Raw genomic sequence first — 18,792 nt, 5'->3', positions numbered from 1 at the left:
TTGGATTCAAGGCGATCAATCTCCTCAAAACTTTCATATTGGTGTATATGTGAGCGATTACAAATTGATTATATAACGAAAAGAGTGTATTTTGTGAAATGTATCACAAATAAATGTGAATTTTTTGTGACTAATTTCGAATGGTTCGAATAATTTTGATAATCATTCGAAATAGAAAGATTCATCAGTTAAAAACTTTTAGTTTAAGAATAAATGTACTGATTTCACGCTGAACTAAGGCATGCATTAGTTGAACAACAAGATTGGCTGTTTAGTCGATTTTTTTATTCAACAAAATGGCAGTATAGTTGAATAAGGAAATTGTAAATTTATAGTGTAAAATACATATAAACATACTCGGATTGGAGAAGAGAAATGGACACTGGGATTGCGCGAATTTATAGTAAGTCATTTTCTGAAAAGGGAATGAACAACGTTATTAAGTGGGAAGTACAGCCAATAAAAGATCAACAATTAATAAAGATTAAATTTATTAATAAAGGTTCATTCCATAGGCAAGGAATATGGCTAAAAACAGATGTGGGTATTGAAATACCAGCACTTAGTGAAGAAATCTATCCGAGTATTAATTTATGGGAAGACACTTCTCCTAAGGAGATTATTTGCAAATGTCATTCGAAAAATGGATATCTAAGTTTATATAATATCTGGGATAAAGGCGATGGAAGGCAGTCGCAGTCATACTCATCGGGGATGATTGTTGAAGAGAAAGAAGGTAATTTTATTTATAACTGTAATGACTTTGGTTTTGAAACGAATTTTGATGATTTGGTTTTTTCAATCGAAAAACTTTAGGCACCTTATTCAACTAAAGCATGCGATAGTGATTATGACATTTTGTGGAAATACTAAAGACCGACAAAAATGATATTATCCGCTTATAGTAGACACGAGAAAAAGCCTATCCCTTATAATGGATAGGTATTCTACTCTTTTATATGGAAGGACTCCTAACTTACCTTATGAAAGATATTTTTGTGACCATTCCATTCCACGACCAATCTTTCATTGCTAACAAGGGCTGTATCCGGTTTTTTGATTTGTTCGTCTATCCATTGTTTTATCTCGAGTGCGACGACGTTATTAAAATCTTCAACGGCCTTTTCCAAATTCTCTTCCTTGGATAGAGGGTATAAACTCATATAAACCACCCGATCCCTATTATAAAACACAGTAGCCACCACTCGATTCCCTTTGATGATCGGTGGTTCAGGCTAAAATCTTCTATGACGAGGATACCATGTAAACCAAACTTTCATCTGATTAGCATCCTCAAAAATCGCTTCGAGTCGTTTTTTGGTCGTGAGATAGCTCCCGTTGTTGTTGATTTTTTCTAAAAAAGAAAAATCCATCCATTTCACCACTTCCTGTAAATGAAATAGTAGGGACAACAGAAAACTTACGGAACGAGTGATGCTGCCACATCTTCCCGATAGACGGCCCTTCCAATCAATATGAAGGCAAATCCCCAAATGAAATATTTAAATTGGTGTGATATGGGGCTAAACACGCAAAGTGAAAAGACGATTAGAAAAATCGCACATAGCCGAGGGAGCGTTCGCTGGATGAAACTACTCACGCCAACATAAAAGAAAGTGACGTACGGAATAAGAAACGAAAGTGATTCCACCGCATGGTAAGGAATCTTCCAATAGCGGTCAAGACCAGTTAACTCCACCAAAGGTGCGGAAATGGTCGAGACACCTTCTCCTCCCCCTTCAATCGGATAAGAGTGAAGGAAATTCAAATAAGAGATAGTGTTAAAAGCTTCGCCCAAATGATTGCTCAGGTTGATGGAAAGTCCGATAAAGAAAACCACATAACCAATGGCGACTATCTTACCTGGTTTTTTCTTGTAGCTATAGAGAAAAAGACTAACCAAACTCAAAAGAATCAATAGGTCTCCCGTTGTTTGAACCAAATTGATGACCATGACAAATACCATGTCCTTCTCCGAACCATACCCCCAGATATCAAACCCGATTTGCGATAAGATTTCAAAAACGCCGCCCATCATAGCACAAATTGCTAAATACCGCATATATCCTTTAGGCATATGATACACTCTCCATTTTTATTTTCATCCATTTGATGATGATGTCCTCATTACCACCGATGGGATCTTATGGTACTGGTTTCAACCTCATCATCTCCTTATGCGGATTTTTTTAAGAGGCTTTAAGCCGTGTAAACCGGAAGCCGTTTTCCCCCTTTCTTTCAAACATTGACTTTTGCCACTTATGGAGTCAATATATTCCGTTTTCATAGCGATTAGACTTTGTCAGCCCCCACTCGTGTAAACTCTCCATGAAGACTTGTTGGCGGAAGAGGCGAAAACAATGGAAAAAAGATCAAAATACACTCCATTCATGCTTTTTATTAAGTAATGGATTAGTATTTAATAAACAAGGGCAAACGATGTTTAATCCATATCAGTGTGTTCCTGTTGATGTTGTACTGAATAATTGGAAGTGGGTCCAGATATCTGGTGGTCAGTTAAGTGTCTTTAGAAAAGAAATGAAATAAATTTATACAGTCTTATGCAACTACCATGGGTGTACGATATAAACTTCCATTCACTGTTGTGAATCTGAGTATTTATGGATGGCTAACGCATGCGTTTGTTACATAAGGAAAAACAAAGACCACAAAATTATGGTCTTTTTCTTTTGATAAAAATCAACAATTTATTTTAACAGTGCCAATAAAAAAAACGATTGAGTATTTAGTTATTCCCTCTCTTTTTCGGAATAAGTACGTTCGGTTTTCCGAACGAATGAAATGTTGTGTCTATTATAATTGAACCACTTACCTAGAATAAGAATATCAACACTTTTTAACTTACCTATCTATTACAAATATTCTTATATCTTTCTTATCTTCCACACTATATAATCGAGAAGTGACTATTCATTCAGGAGGAATATATGATAAAAAAAACGAGCTTATCCTTACTATGTATACTGCTATTTTTTGGTACGATTACATCACTTTCTCAACAGAAAGTAGTCTTAGCTGCGACCGAACCGAACTCTTCCTTGATATTTGCGAGTCCCGGTAACACCCCAATCCTTTCACCAGACGGAAAACGTGTTTTCGTGAATTTTGGGATGTACGATACAGAAACAGGTGCATTACTAAACCATGTTCCTGTTCGCTATCTTAACTTTAGTCCAAATGGTTCTTACTTGTATTCTAATGAAGGTGAAAATTTGACGTTCTTTAATGTGACGACAGGGGATGAACTATTCACCTTACCTTATCACATCGCGCAACTTTCATTTAAAGGGTCCGACGAGCGCATTATGGGCATCACTCATGAATTATCAGATGGGACCTATGGACTAACCATCTATGATGATACAACAAAATCAGTCTTGTTTGAAAAAACATTCGATTACAAATATGGATTACGTGTTAGTATTCATCCAACCGAACCAATTGTTGCAGTCACAGATGATTCAACTATTGAAATTATCAATTACGAAACAAAAAAAGTCATCAAAACAATTGAAAATCCATTTAAAACGACACGCTATTATCCAATTCGTCAAATGATATTTAGCCCAGACGGAAACACGCTATCTTTGACAAATGATTCAGGAATCGCAAACCCATTCGTGCAATACAATGTGCACCAAAATTTTGAAAAATCTTCTACTGTTTTTAATGTCTATATCAATGAATCATCCAAAACAAATAAAACAACCTCTCGTACGATTAGTTACGGGAAAAACAATGAATTGATTTTTCATTATATTCATAAAATCAAATTTTTCAATGCAACAACTGGTGCTTATTTACGCACAGTAGGTAGTGATATCGATCAAGTTGTATTTTCTCAAAACATGGATAAAATCGCTTACACCAAAAATACAAATGATACAAACTACGAAGACCCTGAATTCATTGAAGTACAAGGTTATCCAATGATTCAACCTGCAACAAAACGGATTGAGTTTAAAGATCCATATATCCAATTAAAAGAAAATCAATCAACCTATTATGGTTTGCAATATGTAAATGAGAAGAATGAACTTTCATTTCTTGATCCAAACGAAATTACCCTAACACCGATTGATTCATCAATTGTTTCAATCGATGCATCTCATAAACTCATTGCGAATAAAGCAGGGAGCACGATTATCAAAGCAACCTATCAAGGGTTAGTCGATTATTTATCGGTAAATGTTGTACCTGAGCCAGAATCGCGCATTAAAGTGAACTCATTATACGATTCATCCTTGACCATCACAGGCACTGCACCACCAAACATCAAATTATCGATTAATGCAGCAAATTATCCGTACGAAGTCATGACAAAACCGGACGGAACATTTACTGTTCCATTAACAACTCCATTAAGAGCGAATACAACGGTTCATTTTATGTATTTCTTAGAAGATTTGTTCCCAGCGGAAGCGCCACCTGGAACGGACACTGTGGTTGAAAATGTTCTTCGTGATACTGTTGCACCAAAGCCACCTGTGATCATGAGCATTGATAATGCTACTAACGTTGTAAAAGGAACAGCCGAACCAAATGCGACAATCAATCTGTCGACTAATTTGTTAAGCCCAATTACAGCTTCTCGTTCGTCTGCACTTTCGATCGATTCGATGGTTAGTGCAAAAACTGCAAGTACAATGTCAACTGCTGTTCCGTTGACTAGTCAACTAACTACTGGAAATACAGTTACAACGAAGGCAAATAAATATGGTCAATTTACAGTAACATTAAAAAACGTTGCTCAAAATAAAACAATTCAATCAACGGCAACGGATTTAGTTGGAAATCGAAGTAAAGTCACGGTATCAAAAATTAAAGATACAATTGCTCCTAATGCACCGTCAGTAAATCGTATCAGCAATATTTCAACGACTGTTTCAGGTAAATCGGAAGCAAATGCAATGATTACGATTAAAAAAGGAACAATAGTACTGAAAACTGGTAAAGCAACTAGCACAGGTGCTTTTAGCATAGCGATTTTAAAACAGTTGTCTGGGACAACTTTATCCATTACTGCAACGGATGCTTCAAAAAATACCAGTAAAAGCACGACAGTCAAGGTAGTTACTGCCCCTAAGACACCAACAGTTAACAAAGTTAGCATCAATTCAACTACTATAACAGGTAAATCCGAACCAACTACAACGGTTTATGTGAAATCTGGTTCGAAATTGATTGGGTCAGCCGTCACATCTAGTAAAGGAACATACTCGGTCAAAATTCCAAAACAAAAACTTGGAACAAAATTAAGTATCAATGCTCGCAACCGTTCTGGCATCACGAGCTATACAGTTCACACGACTGTTCAAAAATAAAAAAAAGAGCCTAAGATTATCTTTTTAGGCTCTTTTTTCATGCGATGGCGGCATTGACAGTGTTTTACTTATTTACTAGGCTCTGTTAAAGTAAATTGTTGATTTTGAACAAAAGAAAAAGACCACAATTTTGAACTGCACCCCGATTGTTAGACACGACTAACAATCGGACGTGTAGTTTTTTTATGGCTAAATTTATTTTGGATTTTTAAGTTCATATTTAAATTGGCGCTAAGCAAATATGAACCACTGGGAAAGGTTCTTAGGCAAATATACACTTATAAGCGATGTTTGAATATGATGGGTATACATGAAAATTAATACTTGATGTTGAAAAGAGGTATATTATGAATCATTTAACAGGGATGCCCATTCAGCAAAGTGACACGGAGGCGTCTGACAGTGTAATAAGAATGAAAATTCAACAGATGAATGAAGATCCAGCGGTTCATGCATATCGATCGATTGATGAGTTTGAAAATATGTTGCGAAATAATATCATTTTAAGTGCAAGAGCTATGTTTCAAAGTAGAGTGACCTTTGCAGTATTTGCAAAATCGCGATGTAATCCAATGTACTGGCAATTAATGAGAACAGGAGGATTCCTATTAAGGCAAGGGGTAAAACCTTCTGACGCGATTAATGATATTTACTTTAATAGTCCATTTTATGCGTTTGAATGTGCAACGGCAATGGTCATTATCTATTACCATGCGGTCCTAAATCTGATTGGTGAAAACTTATTTAATCAAATTTTTCGAAACATCTATTTATACGGCTGGCATACTGATTCTGACTTAGGAGTAAATGCCCAGTATTCTAACCGTTTTTTTCCTGGAGATATCGTGTATTTTAATAATCCAGAATTTAATCCACTAACCCCAGAGTGGAGAGGAGAAAATGCAGTTGTTCTAGGTGATGGTACGTATTTTGGACATGGATTAGGAATAATGACAGCTGAACAAATGATTTATACCCTAAATAAAATGAGATGGCCAGGAGCTTATCGGTCTGCCTACCTGACTAATTCAGTTACAAGACCGAATTTTAAACATTTGGCGGAATTATCGAATTGGCAAAGAGATCACTCAATTAATAAATATAAGAATATAGTCATCCATCATAATGAAAGTTCGATTTCATTTGATTATTATATGTTTTTGTTAAATTACTTTACGTGATGCTTAGTAATTTGTGCAATTACTTAAACTTACTCAAAACCAAGGTGAGGTTCTTTATCTCCAACATTCCATATGACACTTAATCTTGTTTAAGGTAACTAGACTACAACTTGATCGGCTATTTAGTCGATTTTTTTTATTAAGCTAAATAGCAGTTTAGTGGAATCGTCAAAACTCGACAAAAAAAGGTATTAAATTCTTTAAGAAAAAGTATTGAAAACGCATACACAAATGTGTACAATTTGATTAATAGAAACGTTTCGATGAGGAAGAACTTATTAGATATTTTTTTACAAAGTGAAACGTTTCGAGAGGTAACAATTCATTTTATGAGGAGGTAGAATTATGAGCAAGTTAATGAAAGTTGCAATGGCTACAACCCTAGTTTTTACTTTAGCTGCATGTGGGAAAGAAAAAACATCAGGTACAGCAGAAAACAAAGATAAGATTGTTATTAAATACGCGAACTGGAATAATGGTCCAGAAAATGAAAAAAATCTGGAGCGAATGATGATTAGTGCATACGAGAAAAAGCATAAGAATGTTGATATTCAAGTTGAAGTGTTAGATGGTGATTGGAACCAGGCCCTAGGTACATTAGCAAGTGCTGGAAAACTGCCGGATGTATTCATGCAAAATAATATTCCAACTGGTTTAGCAAATAACTGGTTATTAGATGTATCTAAGTACGCTAATCAGGACGAGGAATTTTCTAAGATTACTGATACAGTAAAAAATGCCTCAATGGTCGAGGGGAAAGTATTTGGAATACCATTTGCTCAATTTTTTATGGGGTATTTTGTAAATAAGAATATACTTGATAGCTTAAACTTAGATGTTCCAAAAAGCGGATATACGATCGATCAATTTTTAACAATAGCAAAAAAGGCAACAAATCTTGAAAATAAAACAGTAGGTATTGATAGTACTCAAGGTTCGGTAGAGTGGTATCCTGGTGCGGCAAATCCAAAGTTAGGATGGTATACTTATGCAGATGGTTCATTTCATTTAAACTCAAAGGAAATGATTGATGGAATGAATAAAATGAAAGAGTTAGCATCTAATGGTTATGCTTACTCACAATTAAAAAAGGAACAGCAGGAAGGACTGAGCGGTGAGGATGCAGGACTAGCATTTGAATCCGGACAAATTGCACTTTATTATAGTAGTACATACAATATTCCCAATTTTATGAAAAAATTAAACTTTGATTGGGATTATATAGGAATCCCTGGCGGAAGAGCAGCTATTGTTAATGACTTTTTAGGGATTTCTAAAAATACTAAGCATCCTAAAGAAGCATATGATTTTGCTAAATTTATGTCGTTTGGTAAAGAAGGATTCAAGGAACGTATGAATTTGAGTGTTAAAAATGGACAAGATTTAACAACATTACCAATTTCAACTGACAAGGAACTACTAGATAAGTATTGGGAAATTTATAGCATCCCTGGTATTCAAGATACTTACGATAATTTGAATAATGCTTTGGTCGATCCAATGAAGACTTTACCAGGTTATATTCCAGCACGTTGGGAAGCAAAAATTGGTGTGAAAATCGGGGATAAGGATGATCCAAATGTGTGGGACTTATTTAATTTTGCATCTCAAGGGGTAATACAATATCAAGATTATGCGAAACAATTAGATGAATTAGCAAATAAAAGCCACAAAGAGGCTGTAGACGTTATTACAAAGGCAATTAAATAATTGACATATTTTTACTCGAAAACTACTAATCTAACCTTCTAATAATTTCATAAAAGTGTTAAAATTTTTACTAAAAAATCGAAACGTTTCTCTAAAAAGGCAAATCATATGCCTTTTTAGAATTTTTAATGAGGTGATCAGATGGTTGAAATAAAAAATAAACAAATCCTAATTGATGGAAAACCCGTCATCATTACTTGTGGTGAAATACATTATTATCGGTTGGAAAAAGAAGAATGGCAGGATCGAATTGATAAATTAAAGGAATCTGGCTGTAATGCAGTAGCAACATACGTACCTTGGATTTGTCACGAGCCAATTGAGGGAGAATTTGATGTTGATGGTAGGACTCGCCCTGAGTTGAATATCGCAGAATTCATTGATTTATGTCAAGAAAACGATCTTTATTTTTTTGTTCGTCCAGGGCCATTCATAATGGCAGAAATGAAAAATGAAGGTATTCCTTTTTGGGTATACGAAAAATATCCAGAAATTGTTCCTATTGGATGGGATCATAAGCCGGCAGAGACAAAAACGTTAGATTACTTAGCTCCAAATTTCCTTCATACAACTAAGAAATGGTATGAAGTGATTATGGAAATTATTAAACCTAGATTACAAACAAATGGTGGAAACATTATTGGTGTCCAATTAGATAATGAGATTGGAATGTTATCTTGGGTATCAAATACACCAGATTTAACTGAATATTTAATAGAAGATTTTGTAAAATGGTTAAAAGAAAAATACGATGTAAACACATTAAGTAATCGTTATCCATTTAACCTCGAAGATTACGAAAATAGAATTCAGTTTATTCGTTCTCCAAGGGAAGAATACACTAGTCAATTACATTTTGATTTAGGCTATTTTATGAGAAATCGTTTTGCAAGATACGTTCATGAGTTAAGAAGATTTTGCGAGGAATTTGGAGTAAAGGATATTCCATTTGTTATTAATATACATGGTACTGGTGGAGGCCGTGGCTTTACTTATCCAATCGGTATTAGTCAATTATATGAAAGTTATACACAAGCTCCAGGATATATTTCTGGTTCTGATATTTATTTCGGCAATTTAAATATGGATAGTTTTCAAGATTTATATTTAATTAATGGCTTTATGGAGGCCGTTCATAATGAAGATCAACCTCTAACTTCTGTTGAGTTTGCTTGTGGCGACGCAAACTATGGTGAGACATTTGCAGGACGCTTAGATGTTTCAGCGGTAGATTTTAAACATAGAATGTGTATTGCACAAGGGAATCGATTAATTAACTATTATTTAATGACCGGTGGTAGAAATTATCGATTAAATCAAAAAGTGAATGATGGAAACGATCGAGTAGCATTTACAGGTGAAAGGCATGGATTTGCTGCTCCTATTAGTCCAGAAGGTGAATTAAACTATACGTACCCACGAATGGCAAGAGGGATTAAGACTGTAATGGCAGTTGCAGATAAAGTAGCAACGATGAATGAAGAGCTAGATAATGTATCCTTCGCCTTCATCCCTGATTATTATATGACTGAATCTCGTTATCCAAAAAGTGAAAAGATGAAAGAAATCTATTCAAATATTGAAATGAATCGTTCATATGGAGCATGGGAAATTATGGGTAGAGCTATGTTATTAGCTGGATATCGTTTTAGTTCAATAGATATTCAAAATAAACAATTAGATCCAGAAAAGAATAACGTAATTGTTCTCCCATCTGCTAAATATTTACACAAACATATCCAACAGAAATTAACAGAGTTTGTAAATGCAGGAGGTTCATTACTTATTTATGGTCAACTTCCTTTATTTGATATGGAAGGCAATGAATGTACAATTTTAATTGATGCTCTAGGATTAAAGTATACGGGTGATCAAGTTGAAGATCGATATCATTATCTATCAATCTATCCAAATAATTGGGCATTACCACGACCAGAAGTGCGTTCAAATAGAGCTCAAACTTTTAAACTCACGAATGGTGAACCAGTGTTTCATGTGTACGGATCAGATGCAGTCTGTGGTTTTGACATAAATGCTGGTAAAGGTAGAGTAATAGCATTTACAATGTCGTATCGATGTGACATAGATTTGTTTAAAACTGCACTCGAAAAACTTGGAGCGTCACCTAAACTTACACACGACTTTATCCATCATGGGATATTTATGACATCTACTGTTAATGAAGAAAACGAAAGATTTATTCACATCTTAAACTTGGATGATTTTGATAAAAAATTCCATCTAAATAATAATGGAACACAATTATTCGAAGGTCGAAACTTTACTCTTAATAGTAAAGACGGTGTGATGCTACCAATTAATCTAAATATAAATGGAATACTTATTGAATATGCGACTGCTGAAATTCAAGCAATTGATGACCATTCAATCCAATTCCGTTTAACTCAAGCGGAAGATGTTATAAAACTTTATACGAAAAAAGAAATTTTACCAAGTCATGACTATAAAATCGAAAAACAAGGTGACTCAATACTAGTTAAGTCTACTAAACATGGTAAGGTAGATGATCAATTAAAAATATATTTTCAATAGGTTTATGAAACAGGACTTCATTAGAATTTCCTGTTTCTTCTATTATATATGCAAATTCTGAATTAGAACGTAAAGAGAATTAGTAAGGCGGAATACAGGCAGTTGAATCAAGCGAGTTGAGTGTTTTTAATAAATTCAAAGTAATTATAAGTAGTAATCTATTAAAGATGGAGTTGATTTTCTAAATGATACAAATAAAAAATGAAAATGTCATAATAAATGGAAAAGAAGTCATTTTATTTGGTGGAGAATTACATTATTTTCGACTACCACAAAGCGAATGGAAGAATCGAATTAAACAAATTAAGGCTGCCGGAGCAAATATGGTTAGCACATATATTCCATGGCAGTTTCATGAAAGGACGGAGGGAGAAATTGATTTAACTGGAAAAACAAGATCTGAAAAAGATTTGAAAGCTTTTCTTCAAATGATTCAAGATGAAAATATGTATTGCCTAGTTCGTCCAGGACCATATGTAATGGCGGAAATTGTTGATCACGGCGTACCAACGTGGTTCATTGACCACTATGATGAAGCATTAGCAAAAAATGAAAAAGGAGAGAGTCATCCAGTACGCTTAGTAAGTTATATGCACCCAATTTATTTAGCAAAAACAGAAAACTGGTACAGGCATGTATGTGAAATTATTTCCCCACTTCAAGTTACTAATGGTGGTCCAGTTATTATGTTCCAACTTGATAATGAAGTAGGCATGTTCCACTGGGTAACAAATCAAGGTGACTATAATGATGTAACCCTAAAATATTTTAAAGATTATTTAGAACAAAAATATAGTCTCGAAGAATTCAAAAATATATTTACTGATGAAATTTCGAATATTGACGAATTTGTCCAAAAAAAGATTAAAAAAGTTGAGGAAAGTTACTCGTTTGCTCTACAAAATGAATATAGCTTATTTATGCGTGAGCATTATCGTACATATATAGAAAAATTAAAAGAATTCGCTGTGAAAAATCAAATAACGATTCCATTTGTTGTAAATATTCATGGTTTTGATACAGTTGGTGGTATTTTAAAGCGCGGAATGAAATATCCAATTGGCATTTCACAATTAATCGAAACGACAAAAATAGAAGATGTTATTATTGCTGGAGATTACTATATAGGTAATCTAGAATACGATAATTATACGGATATTATCGTAGCCAATGCATTTACTAGATCAGTTCAATCGAGAGATCAACCATTATTTTCAGCGGAGTTTCAAGGTGGTTGTATTACGGATAAGCCAAGATTACAACCATCAGCATTTGATTTAATTACAAGATTAAGTGTTGCCAACGGTATGAATGCAGTAAATTATTACATGTTTGTCAGTGGCGAAAATTACGAAGACATAGGATTATTTGGAAAAAGGCATGAATGGCAGGCACCTCTTTCAGCAATTGGGAAAGAGAGAGCACACTATAAATCAATCCAACATTTAGGTAAGATGTTCCAAGTATATAATGATGAATTATTAAAAACAAAGCCTGAATATAATACACATCTAGCATTTTATCCAGATTATTTTATGACAGAATTTCATAATAAGTATACAGAAGGAATGATAAAAGAAATAGAGCAATGGAGAGAAGCGTTTTTATTTAATGGAATTGCGAAAGGCTTAACAATAAACAATATAGCTTTCGACGGCTATAACCTACTAGAAAATGGAGAAATTGATGTAAAAAAAATTTCATCACTTTTGGTTTTTTCTACAAGGTGGATGGACGCTAGGATCCAACAAAAACTAGTAAATTATGTTAAAAATGGTGGGAATCTTATGATCTTCCCAATATTACCGACTGAAACAATGAAATGTACTCCGTGTACGATATTGAAGGATTTTATAGAAGTAGATCCAAAAGGGATCAAACATGGTTTTGCTATTGTTGAAGATATGGAGAACATAGCAGCAATGATGCAAACATTTAATCAGGCCGAGGGAGCGTTTGCGTGGACTGAAGATGATGATAAAGATGTTGTTGCATTTGAAAAAAAATTGGGTGACGGCAAAGTTGTTGTGATTGGTTTAGGTATGGAATTACAATTTGATTATCAATTAGAAGCGATCAAAAAAATAACGAATAAGCTCGGGATTTATAGTGATTTTTCGTTTGATGAAAATATTGAAGCAATTGATGCTTTTGCTCGAATTTCAGAAAATGATTGCAAATTCATATTCATACATAATTTCGATGAATATGAAAAGGAAACAACTATTTCATATAAAGGTAAGAAGGTATTAAATGGTAAAAGGATTACGATTCCACGTAAAGGCGGATTAGTTCTTCCGATTCAAGTTAAATTAACTGAAGATATATTCATTGAGTACGGTACTGGTGAAATCTTTGAAGTTGAACGTGAAAAAAATGAAATAAAAGTAAATGTGAAAATTATGCAAGAAGAAGAATTTTTATTTAAATCAACAAAATGGAAACCGCAAGAAAATAATAGTATTAAAGTAAAACAAATTGATCTTAATCAATACATCGTAAATATAAACACACGAGAAAAAGTTGCAGAATTAAAATTCTATAATTGTATTTAATATAAATAACCACTTGAGCAGTAAGACTTGAGTGGTTTATTTTTATATAAAATATAAATGTTAAAAAATTCGACAAACTTAATAAATAATTTACTAAAAATTAAAAATTGGAATTGAAAGCGATTACTGTATTATGTATAATAAATTCATAGAAACGTTTCGATAACCCCTGATTATACAATTAGATTTAGGAGGAAATAGAAAATGGAAAAAATTCTGAAAATTGCCGCCGCGGCATCAGTTGCCTTAACGATGGCTGCTTGCAACAAAGAAACTTCTTCAACTACTGCTGATAAAAAAATAGTAATTAATTATGCAAACTGGAATCTTGGTACAGAATCTGAAAAAAATCTAGAACGTTTAATGATTGAAGCATACGAAAAAACACACAAAAACATCGATATAAAAATAGATGAAAATATTACAAACGATGATTGGAAGGGCTCCTTATCAACAGCTGCTAGTGCTGGGAAATTACCGGATGTGTTTATGTTATCTGATATACCATCAGGAATAACAAATGATTGGTTACTAGACATTTCTGACTTAGTAAACAAAGATAAAGACTTTACTAGTTTACCAGAATCAGTTAAAGAGTCAACGAAAAATAGTGACAAAACATATGCGATTCCATTTGCACAACATTTTATGGGATACTACGTAAACAAAGATATTTTTAATAATGCAAACATAGATGCACCTGAATATGGAATTTCTTTACCTGATTTTATTAATGGAATAAAAGATACAACGGACTTAGGTAAAGGTATTGTAGGAATCAATTCAACGACAGATTTTGTTGATTGGTATTCAGGAGCAAAAAATGAAAATGTAAATTGGTTTACATACGGAAGTGGTAAATATCACTTAGATTCACCTGAAATGTTTGAAGGTGTAAAAATGGCAAAAGACTTAGGAACAAATGGATACGCATATGAAGGATTAAATCAGGAACAAAAAGATAAATTAAGTGGCGATGATATTGGAGCCGCTTTTAAAGCAGGACAAATTGCATATTTCTGGAATGGCACTTGGATGAATAGCGATTTTGCGAAAAATGTAGATTTTGATTGGGATTTTGTTGGAATCCCAGGCGGAAGAACAGCGATGGCTGTTGACTATTTAGGTGTTGCAAAAAGTACAAAATATAAAAAAGAAGCTTATGATTTTGCCAAATTTATGTCGTTTGGAAAAGATGGATTCTTAAAAAGAATGGATTTAAGCATTAAGAGTGGTACCGAAATTAATACTTTACCAATTACTACCGACTCAGAAGTCTTAGCAAAGTATTGGGATATGATTAGTGTACCAGGCGTTCAAAAAGCATATGAAAATTTAGATAAAGCAATGATTGATCCAATTAAAATCGTACCGGGTTATGCCGCGTCTCGATGGGAAGCAACTACAGGAATTAAAATTGGCGATAATGATAATGCAAAGGTGGTTGACTTATTAAAAGATAGCGTATATGGATCAGTTAATTATCAAGACTATGCAAAGCAATTAAATGATTTAGCTCAACAACAATACGATAATGCAGTTAATGCAATGAAAAAATAATTGCGTAATAGCTTGGAAGGATCGATGGCATTGGTATCTAAACTAAGTAAATGGTTTTCAATTGTTTTATTAGTTAGTAGTATCAATATTTTAAGTGTCTCAGCTGTTCGGGCAGAAGGAACTAAAATGACAAATTCTGCTACTGACCTAAAATCAAGTGAACAGACTTTAGTAGAAAAACAATTTCATCAAGTCCTAAAAGAGTGGGAGAAACAAGTTAAAAACAGCACTTCATTTGAAAGTGCTGTTTCTCCTAATTTATTTAAAAATGTAGATAAGAAAGATTACATATCTGCAAATAATAGTAAGGACTATAATGAAAGCGTTATAAACTTTTCTAATAATAAATCAATCAATATTGAACTAAATACTCCTGAAGATGCTCTATATGAAATAGGATTCGATTATTATGGTTTAAGTAAAGAAATTTCAAATCCAGAACTCTCTATTAAAATAAATGGACAATTTCAGTTTTACGAGAGTCGGAGAATAGTAGCCCCAATTAATTGGAAAGATAAAATTAAAACATTCGAAAAAAATAACTATGGAAATGAACTGATTCCAGAACAAGTTCAAATTAAGGAATGGAATCATGTACTGGCTCAAGATCCAAGTAATTTACAACCAGAACCATTACAATTTCATTTGAAAAAGGGAAAAAATATTATTACATTAACAAATACAAGTGGAAGTATGTTATTAGGGAAAGTTTATGTGCAATCACCAAAAAAGTTATTTTCATACGAAGAGTATAAAGAAAAATATTTTAATGACAAAGTGCAATCTGATCTAATCACAATAGAAGCAGAGCACCCATATATTAAAAATACTTCAAGAATCCGACCAACTACAATTAAAAATCCAGATGTCATCCCATATAAAAGTAATGAATTATTATTGAATACTCTATATGGCGGAGAATCCGCTGGAGAAAGTGTTACCTGGAAAGTAAACGTGAAAAAGGCAGGGAATTACGCTCTTACTTTTAAAATGTTACAAAATGCTAAATCTGGTTCTCCAGTGTTCAGAAGCTTACTAATAGATGGAAAGATACCATTTAAGGAAGTAGAACATTACAAGTTTGATTTTTCAGAAAAATGGCACAACAAGACGCTGTCAGATGAAAAAAACAAACCTTATTACTTTTATTTAAATAAAGGTGAACATGAAATTACTTTAGTTGCTGATGCATCACCTGTTGAACCAATCATTCATAATTTAAAAGAAATAATGGATGAGATAAATGATTTAAGTTTATCAATTAAAAAATTAACAGGCAATTCGACTGATAGTAATCGTGATTGGAAAATTACCGAATACTTACCTGATATAAAGGATCAATTAACCTCTTGGACTGAAAGATTAGATGAAAATAAAAACGAATTACGAAAAATATACGAAAATGACAACGATTCAAAATCATTAGAAGAAGTTGATTTAGCTTTAATTATTTCGAAATTAAATAAACTAAAAAACGATCCTGATAAAATTCCAAAGCGCTTAACGGACCTTTCAGACGGATCAAACTCAGCGACACAAATTTTAGGGAATATTCAAAGTTCGCTTCAAACACAACCGTTATTGCTTGATCGAATTTATGTACATGGTAATACTAAGCTTCCTAAAGCTACTACAGGGTTTGTAAATAAGTTAACAAGCAAAGTGAAAGAATTCTATTTTTCTTTTACAAATAAAACATATGACACGTCTTCAGTAGATAAAGATACTGTTGAGGTTTGGGTAAATCGAAATCAACAATATGTCGAATTGATGCAAAATATGGCAGATAGTACTTTTACAGCAGAAACAGGAATCAAAGTAAAGTTTTCCGTAATGCCGAACGAGCAAAAATTAATCCTTGCAAATGCTGGAAATCAGCAGCCAGATGTTGCCTTAGGGATTAGCGTTGGTACTCCATATGAATTAGCAATGCGTGGAGCTGCAGCTGATTTAAGTAAATTTAAGGATTTTAAAGAGTATATTCAAACATTTTCTCCAGGTGCATTTATGCCAATGATGATTGATAACAAAGTATATGCATTACCAGAAACACAGGATTTTTACGTTCTTTATTATCGTAAGGACATATTAAATAAACTAAATATTCCAATTCCAAATACCTGGAATGATGTGAAGGAAATGTTACCTGAACTACAAAGGTATGGGCTAAATTTCTTTATTCCATTATCGGGTACTTCTGCTAATAAAGCATTCATGTTTACAGCGCCTTTTATTTATCAGCATGGTGGGGATCTTTATTCAAAAAATGGCATGAGTACAGCAATTGATTCAGAGGAATCAATTGAAGGTATGAAATTGATGACTGATTTATACACGATGTATAGCTTACCATTACAGGTTCCGAATTTTTATAATTCATTCCGATATGGCTCAATACCGATTGGAATATCTAATTTTGAGACTTATATAAAATTAACATCTGCAGCACCAGAAATTGCTGGTTCTTGGGATATTGCATTATATCCAGGTGTAGAGCAAAAAGATGGATCAATTTCAAGGTGGGCTACAGGCTCCGCACAATCTGCTATGATGTTCGAAAAAAGTAAAAAACAAGAGCAATCTTGGAAACTATTAAAATGGTGGATGTCTACAAAGACTCAAACCGATTTCGCAACGAACCTCCAAACGATTTATGGAACAGAATATATGTGGAATTCTGCAAATTTGGAAGCGTTTAAAAATTCTCCTCTTCCAGAAGGTCATAAAAAAGTCATTCTAGAGCAGTGGAAATATTTAATGGAAGTTCCAAAGACACCAGGAGCATATATGATTGAACGTGAGATTAGTAATACTTGGAATAAGGTAGTGTTTAATGGTGCAAATCTACGTGCTTCTATCGATGATTCTACCATTATCGTTGATCGGGAAATTAGAAGGAAAATGGAGGAGTTTGGTTATATGAATGATGGTAAAGTTGTCAAACCATACATTCTTCCAAGATTAGAAACAGTCAAAAAATGGGTAGGTACCAATAATGAATAAGAAAAAAAATGATTATAACGCGTGGGTCTTTCTTGGCCCTTATATTCTACTATTTTTAATTTTTATTATAGTGCCCGTTTTAATAGCCATTGGTTTATCTTTTACTTACTTTAACTCAATTGAATTTCCTAAGTTTATTGGATTAAAGAATTATGTAAGTTTATTAACACAAGATGCAGTTTTTATGCAAAATGTTGTACCAAATACGCTGAAGTTTTCTCTACTTGTTGGCCCAGGAGGATATATTTTATCATTTTTAATGGCGTGGATGTTAGCACAAATTCCACATAAACCAAGAACAGTTTTGGCGTTAATTCTTTATTCACCATCGATGACAGCTGGAGTTGCGATGACAGTTTTGTGGACTGTAATTTTTAGTGGAGATGCATCAGGATATTTGAATGGATTACTACTCAACTTAAATTTAATTACCGAACCAATTCAATGGTTACAGTCTCCAGAGTACTTAATGACAATAATGATTATTGTAACCCTATGGACAAGTATGGGAGTAGGATTTTTAGCGATGTTATCTGGGATATTGAATATTAATCCTGAAATCTATGAGGCTGGATATATTGATGGGATCAAAAATCGTTTTCAAGAAATAATCTACATCACGATCCCATCCATGAAACCTCAAATGCTATTCGGTGCAGTAATGGCAGTAGTAAATACATTTCAGGCCGGTGCCATTGGTGTGGCACTTTCAGGGACAAATCCTACACCTCAAAACGCAGGTCAATTGATGGTCAATCATATTGATGATTATGGTTTTATTCGATATGAAATGGGTTATGCAGCGGCAATTTCAGTCGTTTTATTATTGGTAGTTTACTTGTTTTCAAAAGTAGCAAGAAAACTATTTGAGGAGAAAGATTAAAC

General features: G+C 33.5%; 11 protein-coding genes. 9 read left to right on the top strand and 2 right to left on the bottom strand.

The window, feature by feature from the left end:
- Positions 1 to 375: 375 nt before the first annotated feature.
- A complete protein-coding gene (locus EP747_RS19215; protein ID WP_129691686.1) occupies positions 376 to 816 on the top strand; it encodes a hypothetical protein in 441 nt (146 codons plus the stop codon).
- Between the two features lie 155 nt (positions 817 to 971).
- Here EP747_RS19215 and EP747_RS19210 read toward each other — a convergent pair whose 3' ends face one another.
- Together EP747_RS19210 and EP747_RS19205 are read right to left on the bottom strand one after the other, a co-directional pair.
- Positions 972 to 1,163, bottom strand: a complete 192-nt coding sequence (locus tag EP747_RS19210) for a hypothetical protein (RefSeq protein ID WP_129691685.1) — start codon at positions 1,161 to 1,163, stop codon at positions 972 to 974.
- A 257-nt stretch (positions 1,164 to 1,420) separates the two neighbouring features.
- Positions 1,421 to 2,077, bottom strand: a complete 657-nt coding sequence (locus tag EP747_RS19205; RefSeq protein WP_129691684.1) for a hypothetical protein — start codon at positions 2,075 to 2,077, stop codon at positions 1,421 to 1,423.
- Between the two features lie 871 nt (positions 2,078 to 2,948).
- Here EP747_RS19205 and EP747_RS19200 point away from each other — a divergent pair.
- From EP747_RS19200 to EP747_RS19165, 8 genes are all read left to right on the top strand, one after another.
- Positions 2,949 to 5,345, top strand: coding sequence for an Ig-like domain-containing protein (locus tag EP747_RS19200; protein WP_129691683.1), 2,397 nt, complete (start codon positions 2,949 to 2,951; stop codon positions 5,343 to 5,345).
- Between the two features lie 347 nt (positions 5,346 to 5,692).
- Entirely contained in the window at positions 5,693 to 6,526 is an 834-nt protein-coding gene (locus EP747_RS19195) for a protein-glutamine gamma-glutamyltransferase (protein WP_129691682.1), read from the top strand.
- Positions 6,527 to 6,871: 345 nt separating this feature from the next.
- The gene (locus EP747_RS19190; RefSeq protein ID WP_129691681.1) at positions 6,872 to 8,236 is read left to right on the top strand and encodes an ABC transporter substrate-binding protein; all 1,365 of its coding nucleotides are present in this window, start codon (positions 6,872 to 6,874) and stop codon (positions 8,234 to 8,236) included.
- Positions 8,237 to 8,377: 141 nt separating this feature from the next.
- Positions 8,378 to 10,789, top strand: a complete 2,412-nt coding sequence (locus tag EP747_RS19185) for a beta-galactosidase (RefSeq protein WP_129691680.1) — start codon at positions 8,378 to 8,380, stop codon at positions 10,787 to 10,789.
- A gap of 185 nt (positions 10,790 to 10,974) precedes the next feature.
- Positions 10,975 to 13,344 carry a beta-galactosidase gene (locus tag EP747_RS19180; protein ID WP_129691679.1) on the top strand — a complete coding sequence of 790 codons (2,370 nt, stop codon included), beginning with the start codon at positions 10,975 to 10,977 and terminating at the stop codon, positions 13,342 to 13,344.
- A 204-nt stretch (positions 13,345 to 13,548) separates the two neighbouring features.
- Positions 13,549 to 14,904: an ABC transporter substrate-binding protein gene (locus EP747_RS19175; protein ID WP_129691678.1), complete on the top strand. Its 1,356-nt coding sequence runs from the start codon at positions 13,549 to 13,551 to the stop codon at positions 14,902 to 14,904.
- A gap of 24 nt (positions 14,905 to 14,928) precedes the next feature.
- Complete coding sequence (locus tag EP747_RS19170) at positions 14,929 to 17,907, top strand: extracellular solute-binding protein (RefSeq protein ID WP_129691677.1); 2,979 nt, start codon at positions 14,929 to 14,931, stop codon at positions 17,905 to 17,907.
- Complete coding sequence (locus EP747_RS19165) at positions 17,900 to 18,790, top strand: carbohydrate ABC transporter permease (RefSeq protein ID WP_129691676.1); 891 nt, start codon at positions 17,900 to 17,902, stop codon at positions 18,788 to 18,790. Before EP747_RS19170 ends, EP747_RS19165 begins: the two co-directional genes overlap by 8 nt.
- Positions 18,791 to 18,792 lie beyond the last annotated feature (2 nt).

It is taken from the genome of Gottfriedia acidiceleris, from assembly GCF_004138285.1.
Lineage (GTDB): Bacteria > Bacillota > Bacilli > Bacillales > Bacillaceae_G > Gottfriedia > Gottfriedia acidiceleris_A.
The sequence above is the reverse complement of the archived record's forward strand: the minus strand, read 5'-3'. Positions and strand labels throughout refer to the sequence as shown.